This is a genomic window from Streptomyces colonosanans (assembly GCF_001866645.1).
GTDB classification, from domain to species: domain Bacteria; phylum Actinomycetota; class Actinomycetes; order Streptomycetales; family Streptomycetaceae; genus Streptomyces; species Streptomyces colonosanans.
Genome location: NZ_MLYP01000055.1, coordinates 21,346 through 28,735 on the forward strand (window position 1 = coordinate 21,346; position 7,390 = coordinate 28,735).

The following is a 7,390-nucleotide window of genomic DNA, read 5'->3' on the forward strand; positions in this document are numbered from 1 at the left end:
GCATCCGGCCAACGGCACTTTCCAGCCAAGTTCTTGATGCGCACCTGACAGTCTGCGCGTTCGCCTGTCACGCTCTCCAGGGCCACTCCACAGCCCCACAGTGCTCCGCTGTGCCGTGGCCTGTCACCTTCATGCACCTGGTTCCGCGTTCCGCCTTGTTCCGTCCGGACGGCCACACTCCGTCCGACCCCCTCATGGCCGCGCGATGTGCGGCCACGCAGAAGGAGTCAGTGTTGAGACGCAGTTCCTCCCGCAGACCTACTTCCGTCACCCCGTCCCGTCGTGTCGCGGCGGTCGCCCTCGTCGGCGTCTCCGCCCTGCTGGCCGCCGCCGTCCAGGCGGGCGCCGCGAGCGCCGCCCCGGCCAAGCCCGCCCCGGCGAAGATCAACCCCGCCCACACGGCCGTGAAGCTCTCCCCCTCGCAGCGCGCGGAACTGATCCGCACCGCCGACGCGGCGAAGGCCGACACCGCCCGCGACATCGGCCTCGGCGCGCAGGAGAAGCTGGTCGTCAAGGACGTCATCAAGGACGGCGACGGCACGCTCCACACGCGCTACGAGCGCACGTACGCCGGCCTGCCGGTCCTCGGCGGCGACCTGATCGTCGACACGAGTGCGGCAGGGAAGACCAAGCAGGTCGTCAAGGGCTCCAAGGCCACCATCAAGGTCGCCTCGCTCACGCCCGCGATCACCGCCTCGACGGCGGAGAAGCAGGCGGTGGCCGCCGCCAAGGACGCGGGCTCGACGCGGACCGACGCCGACGGCGCCCCCCGCAAGGTGGTCTGGGCGGCGAGCGGCCAGCCGGTCCTCGCCTACGAGACGGTGGTCGGCGGCCTCCAGGACGACGGCACTCCCAACGAGCTGCACGTCATCACCGACGCCGCCACCGGCAAGGAGATCTTCCGCTACCAGGGCATCAAGAACGGCATCGGCAACACCCGGTACAGCGGGCAGGTCCCCCTGACCACCACGCAGTCGGGGTCGACGTACACGATGGCCGACGGCGCGCGCGGCGGCCACAAGACGTACAACCTCAACCACGGCTCGTCCGGCACCGGCACGCTGTTCTCGCAGACGAACGACACCTGGGGCGACGGCACCAACACGAACGCCGCCACCGCGGGCGCCGACGCGCACTACGGCGCTGCCGAGACCTGGGACTTCTACAGCAACACCTTCGGTCGCTCCGGCATCCGCAATGACGGTGTGGGCGCCTACTCCCGCGTCCACTACGGCAACAACTACGTCAACGCGTTCTGGGACGACAGCTGCTTCTGCATGACCTACGGCGACGGCTCGGCCAACAACAACCCGCTGACCGCGATGGACGTCGCCGGCCACGAGATGAGCCACGGCGTCACCTCCGCCACCGCCAACCTCACCTACAGCGGTGAGTCCGGCGGGCTGAACGAGGCCACGTCCGACATCTTCGGCACCGGCGTGGAGTTCTACGCCAACAACCCCTCCGACCCCGGTGACTACCTCATCGGCGAGAAGATCAACATCAACGGCAACGGCACCCCGCTGCGCTACATGGACAAGCCCAGCAAGGACGGCGCCTCCCTCGACTACTGGACCTCCACCGCCGGCAACAAGGACGTGCACTACTCCTCCGGTATCGCCAACCACTTCTTCTACCTGCTCAGCGAGGGCAGCGGCACCAAGGTCATCAACGGCGTCAGCTACGACTCGCCCACGGTGGACGGGCTTCCGGTCACCGGCATCGGCCGGTCCAAGGCGCTGCAGATCTGGTACCGGGCGCTGACCACCAAGTGGACCGCCTCCACCAACTACGCCGCGGCCCGCACCGGCACGCTCGCGGCGGCGGGTGAGCTGTACGGCACCTCCAGCAACGAGTACAACGCGGTGATGGACGCCTGGGCGGCGGTCGCGGTCGGCTCGCGCTCCGGCGGCGGCAACCCCGGCGGCACCGTGTTCGAGAACACGTCCGACGTGGCGATCCCGGACGGCGGGCCGGCGGTCACCTCGTCGATCACCGTCTCCGGACAGAGCGGCAACGCCCCGGCTGCCCTCAAGGTCACGGTCGACATCGTGCACACCTGGCGTGGTGACCTCCGGATCGACCTGGTCGCCCCGAACGGGACGACCTACCGGATGAAGAACAACAACATCTCCGACTCGGCTGACGACGTGCACGAGACCTACACGGTCAACGCGTCCTCCGCCCCGGCCAACGGCACCTGGAAGCTGAAGGTCCAGGACATGTACGCCGGCGACACCGGGTACATCGATGGCTGGAAGTTGACCTTCTAGTAGGACCTTCCGCTAGGTCACTCGAATCCCCGAGGACAGGGCGCCGTTCCGGAGGCCGAACCCCTGGAACGGCGCCTGTTCATTGCTTCATTGCGCCGAAACGCGAACCAGGCAGATGACTTTCGGCCAACATCACATCAGGGTCCTGACATGTACGCGTCCCTGATGCAACGCTTCCACCGCACGGATCACCCGCAACTCGCATCGTCCGTACGACCTTCCTGTCGTGCGGTCGCCCCCACATAAGGAGCTTGCGTGACCCCCCTCTCCGCGCGTCACAGGCGCACCACCCTGGCCATCGCCACCGCTGTCGCAGCCGGAGCGCTGCTCGCCACCGGCCTGACCGGCGGTGTCGCCGCCGCCCAGGCCACGGCCTCCCCGTCCGGCACGGCGGCGCAGCCGCTCACCGCCACCCCGGTCGCGCTGTCCACGGCGGCGCGTTCCTCCCTCGTCAAGGACGCCCAGGCGGCGGCACCCGAGACGGCCCGTCAGATAGGCCTCGGCAACCAGGAGAAGCTGCTCGTCAAGGACGTCGTACAGGATGCCGACGGGACGGTCCACACGCGCTACGAACGCACCTACGCCGGCCTTCCCGTCCTCGGCGGCGACTTGATCGTCCACGAGAAGGCCGGCAAGGCCGAGAGCGTGACCCGGGCGACGAAGGCCACCATCAAGGTCGCCTCGCTCACGCCGCAGATCGCCGCGTCGAAGGCGGAGAAGCAGGCGGTGACCGCCGCCAAGGCCGCGGGCTCCGCACAGACCTCCGCCGACAGCGCACCGCGCAAGGTGATCTGGGCCGGCGACGGCACCCCGGTCCTCGCCTACGAGACGGTGGTCGGCGGCCTCCAGGACGACGGCACCCCCAACGAGCTGCACGTCATCACCGACGCCGCCACCGGCAAGAAGCTCCACGAGTACCAGGGCATCGAGACCGGCACCGGCACCGGCAAGACCCTCTACTCCGGCACGGTCACCCTCGGCACGAACCTGTCGGGCTCGACGTACCAGCTGTACGACACCACGCGCGGCGGCCACAAGACGTACAACCTCGCCCGCGGCACTTCCGGCACCGGCACGCTGTTCACCAACACCACCAACGTGTTCGGCACCGGAACGGCCTCCAGTTCCAGCACGGACCAGACGGCGGCCGCCGACGCCGCCTACGGCGCGCAGGCCACCTGGGACTTCTACAAGAACACCTTCGGCCGCAACGGCATCAAGAACAACGGCGTGGGCGCCTACTCCCGCGTCCACTACGGCAGCTCGTACGTCAACGCGTTCTGGTCCGACAGCTGCTTCTGCATGACCTACGGCGACGGCTCGGGCAACACCCACCCGCTGACCTCGCTGGACGTGGCCGGCCACGAGATGAGCCACGGCGTCACCGCCGCCACCGCGAACCTCACCTACAGCGGTGAGTCCGGCGGCCTCAACGAGGCGACCTCCGACATCTTCGGCACCGGCGTCGAGTTCGCCACCAACAACGCCTCCGACCCCGGTGACTACCTCATCGGCGAGAAGATCAACATCAACGGCAACGGCACCCCGCTGCGCTACATGGACAAGCCCAGCAAGGACGGCGCCTCCGCCGACTACTGGTCCTCCACCGTCGGCAACAAGGACGTGCACTACTCCTCGGGTGTCGCCAACCACTTCTTCTACCTGCTGGCCGAGGGCAGCGGCGCGAAGACGATCAACGGAGTGTCATACAACTCCCCGACGTACAACGGCTCCACGGTCACCGGCATCGGCCGCGCCAAGGCGCTGCAGATCTGGTACAAGGCGCTGACCACGTACATGACGTCCACGACGAACTACAAGGGCGCCCGCACGGCGACCCTGAGCGCGGCGTCGGCGCTGTACGGCTCCACCAGCACCGAGTACAACGCGGTGGCCGCGGCCTGGACCGCGGTCAACGTGAACTAGTGCACGGATAGCGGACACGGTGGCCCCCGGCGGGAAAACGACGCCGGGGGCCGCCTTACGCTGGAGCGCATGTCATCGGCGGACTTCACGTACAAGGATGTCGGCGCCACCCGTGAGCCCGGCCACTGCCCCGAGGGGTTCCACCCCCTGCACCTACGCACACGGATCGGCGAGGGCGAGGCGGTGTTCCGGCGTGCGGCCGAGGCGCTCCTCACCTGGGAGCTGCACCGGGCCATGGGAGTGGGCGTCCAGGCCGGCAAAGACCGGGCGGCCCCCGGCGTCGACGTCACCATCACCCTCGGCGGAGTGATCAAGGCCCCCTGCCGGGTGGTGTGGACGATCGAGGAACACCGGCGCGCCGGCTGGGCTTACGGCACGCTGAAGGGCCACCCGGAGTGCGGCGAGGAGGCGTTCGTCGTGAACCGCACCGGCGACGGCACGGTCTGGCTGACGATCACCGCCTTCAGCCGCCCGGCCAAGTGGTACGCCCGGGCGGGCGGCCCCGCGACACGCGGGTTGCAGCACGCGTATGCGCGGCGCTGCGGGGCCGTTCTGCGAAGGCTGTGCGAGGAGGCGGACGGCTCCGCCTGACGGTCACCGCGTCACCCTTGACCCCCTCCCGGGTTCGGCACAAGCCGTCCGAAACACAACGCAACCTTTACACATCCGCCATCGCCGATATGGCCGATTCCGCCCTCCTGGGCGGCCTTGTGGCGATTCGCTCCACACGAGAGGCTGCCAACCGGCGTACCGGCCGACAACAGCACAGACATGGATGAACCCCGGCCAAGGTGCGCCTAGTTGAGGAGGGGGAACTCGAGTCATGGCACGGATGAGAAACGCACGTCTGCGCTGGGCGGGCGGCCTCACCGCGGTGACCACGGTCGTGGCGCTCTCGGCCATCACCCAGCCCGCGCAGGCCGCCCCGGTGGGAACCATCCTCGGCGCCGGTGCCCCCGGCGCCGTCAGCGGAAGCTACATCGTGACACTCAAGGGGGAAGCGAAGGCACCACCGGCCATCGGCAAGGGCATAGCCGAGAAGTACGGGGCGAAAATAAGCCATACGTACGGAACCGCGCTCAACGGGTTCTCGGTGGACGTCGACGAGCGGCAGGCCCGGCGTCTGGCGGCGGACTCCCGTGTGGCCTCGGTCGTCCAGGACACGACGGTACGGCTGGACCACTTCGAGAAGAACCCGCCGTCATGGGGCCTGGACCGCATCGACCAGCCCAACCGCCCGCTCGACCACGGCTACACCTGGCCCCAACCGGGTGGCGCAGGCGTGACGGCGTATGTCATCGACACCGGTATCCGTATCTCGCACAAGGACTTCGGCGGCCGGGCGAGCTACGGCTGGGACTTCGTCGACAACGACAAGAGCGCCGCCGACCGTAACGGACACGGCACGCATGTGGCCGGAACCATCGCAGGCACCATGTACGGGGTCGCCAAGCAGGCGAAGATCGTCGCCGTGCGCGTCCTGGACGACAAGGGCGCCGGCACCACCGCGCAGCTGATCGCGGGCATCGACTGGGTGACCAGGCATGCGAAGAAGCCCGCAGTGGCGAACCTGAGCCTGGGCGGTTACGCGAACGCGCAACTGGACGCCGCCGTACGCAATTCCATCGCCTCCGGCGTCACCTACGCGGTCGCCGCCGGGAACAACGGTCGTCCGGCGAGCCTGTACTCCCCGTCCCGCGTCGAACAAGCCATCACCGTGGGCGCCAGCGACCAGAAGGACACCCGGGCGTCGTTCTCCAACTGGGGCCCGCGGCTCGATCTGTTCGCCCCCGGAGTGGCGATCACCTCCGACTCGTACGCGAGCGACACGGGGAAGGCCACCTTCTCCGGTACATCGATGGCGACGCCGCATGCCACGGGCGCGGCCGCGCTGTATCTCGCCAACCATCCCAAGGCCACTCCGGCGCAGGTGAGCAAGGCTCTGGTGCGACAAGCGGCCTCCGGGAAGATCAAGGGAGCAGGGCTCGGCTCGCCGAACAAGCTGCTCCAGGTCGGCAATCCCTGACCGCGGTCAAGCCCACGCGCGCACTGTGGCCGGCCTCGCCCCCGACGGGCGGGGCCGGTCCTTTTCGCTCGTCCGGATGCGGCCGGTCTTGAACGTAGACATACGCGTGAGTAGTCAACAAAGTGCCGGAATGCCCACCCGTACAGGGTGGGCAGGCTCCTCCGACAGCACTGCCGGTTCCACCCTGCGACACCCTCATCCGCCCACCCACGTCGACGCGGACAGGAGCGGCCATGCCCGCAACGCACCACTCACCGGCACTTCCGGCACGCGGCACATCCCCCGCGCCGAAGACAGACGCCCGTCCCCCCGCCCCGCGCGTCCCCTCCGCGGCCCCGGGCCCCGCCCCGGGGCCGGACACCGGTCCCACCCTCGGACGCATCCCCGTCCTCGACGTACGCCCTCTCGTCCACCAGGGCCGCCGTCCAGCGAAGGCGGTGGTGGGCGAGGAGTTCGAGATCTCCGCGACGGTCTTCGGTGAGGGGCATGACGCGATCGGCGCCAATGTCGTCCTGCTGGACCCCGAGGGGCGTCGCGGTCCCTGGACGCCGATGCGTGAGCTGGAGCCCGGCACGGACCGCTGGGGCGCCACCGTCTCCATCCCGCGCGAGGGTCGCTGGACCTACGCCGTGGAGGCCTGGCGGGATCCGGTCACCACCTGGCGTGAGCAGGCGCGGATCAAGATACCCGCCGGGATCGACACCGAACTGGTCCTGGAGGAGGGCGCCGATCTGTACGAGCGCGCCGCGGTCGGCGTCCCGACGAGTGAAGGCCGACGGGAGGTGCTCCTCGCCGTATCGGTCCTGCGCGCCACCGACCGCCCGGCCGCGTCCCGTCTCGCGGCGGCGCTCACTGCCGAGGTGGGTGAGGTTCTGGTGCGGTATCCGTTGCGGGAGTTGGTGTCGTCGTCGGGTCGGTTGCCGTTGGTGGTGGAGCGGGAGCGGGCGTTGTTCGGGTCGTGGTACGAGTTCTTTCCGCGGTCGGAGGGGACGGTGGAGCGGCCGCATGGGACGTTTCGTTCGGCGGCGCGGCGGTTGCCGGTGATCGCGGGGATGGGTTTCGACGTGGTGTATCTGCCGCCGGTTCATCCGATCGGGTCCACGTTTCGTAAGGGGCCGAACAATGGTTTGTCGGCGGGTGTGGGGGATGTGGGGGTGCCGTGGGC

At 69.1% G+C, this 7,390-nt stretch carries 5 protein-coding genes; all 5 read left to right on the top strand.

Going from position 1 to position 7,390, the window contains the following annotated elements:
* Window positions 1-233 precede the first annotated feature (233 nt).
* Window positions 234-2,273, top strand: coding sequence for a M4 family metallopeptidase (locus BIV24_RS21205; RefSeq protein WP_071367968.1), 2,040 nt, complete (start codon window positions 234-236; stop codon window positions 2,271-2,273).
* 255 nt (window positions 2,274-2,528) lie between these two features.
* Window positions 2,529-4,199 (top strand): M4 family metallopeptidase, encoded by a 1,671-nt coding sequence (locus BIV24_RS21210; protein ID WP_071367969.1) that lies wholly within the window; start codon window positions 2,529-2,531, stop codon window positions 4,197-4,199.
* 69 nt (window positions 4,200-4,268) lie between these two features.
* Complete coding sequence (locus BIV24_RS21215; protein WP_071367970.1) at window positions 4,269-4,790, top strand: DUF1990 domain-containing protein; 522 nt, start codon at window positions 4,269-4,271, stop codon at window positions 4,788-4,790.
* A 232-nt stretch (window positions 4,791-5,022) separates the two neighbouring features.
* Window positions 5,023-6,225, top strand: a complete 1,203-nt coding sequence (locus BIV24_RS21220) for a S8 family peptidase (RefSeq protein WP_071367971.1) — start codon at window positions 5,023-5,025, stop codon at window positions 6,223-6,225.
* A gap of 233 nt (window positions 6,226-6,458) precedes the next feature.
* On the top strand, window positions 6,459-7,390 hold a 932-nt coding region (locus BIV24_RS21225; protein WP_143064638.1), incomplete at its 3' end, for a maltotransferase domain-containing protein.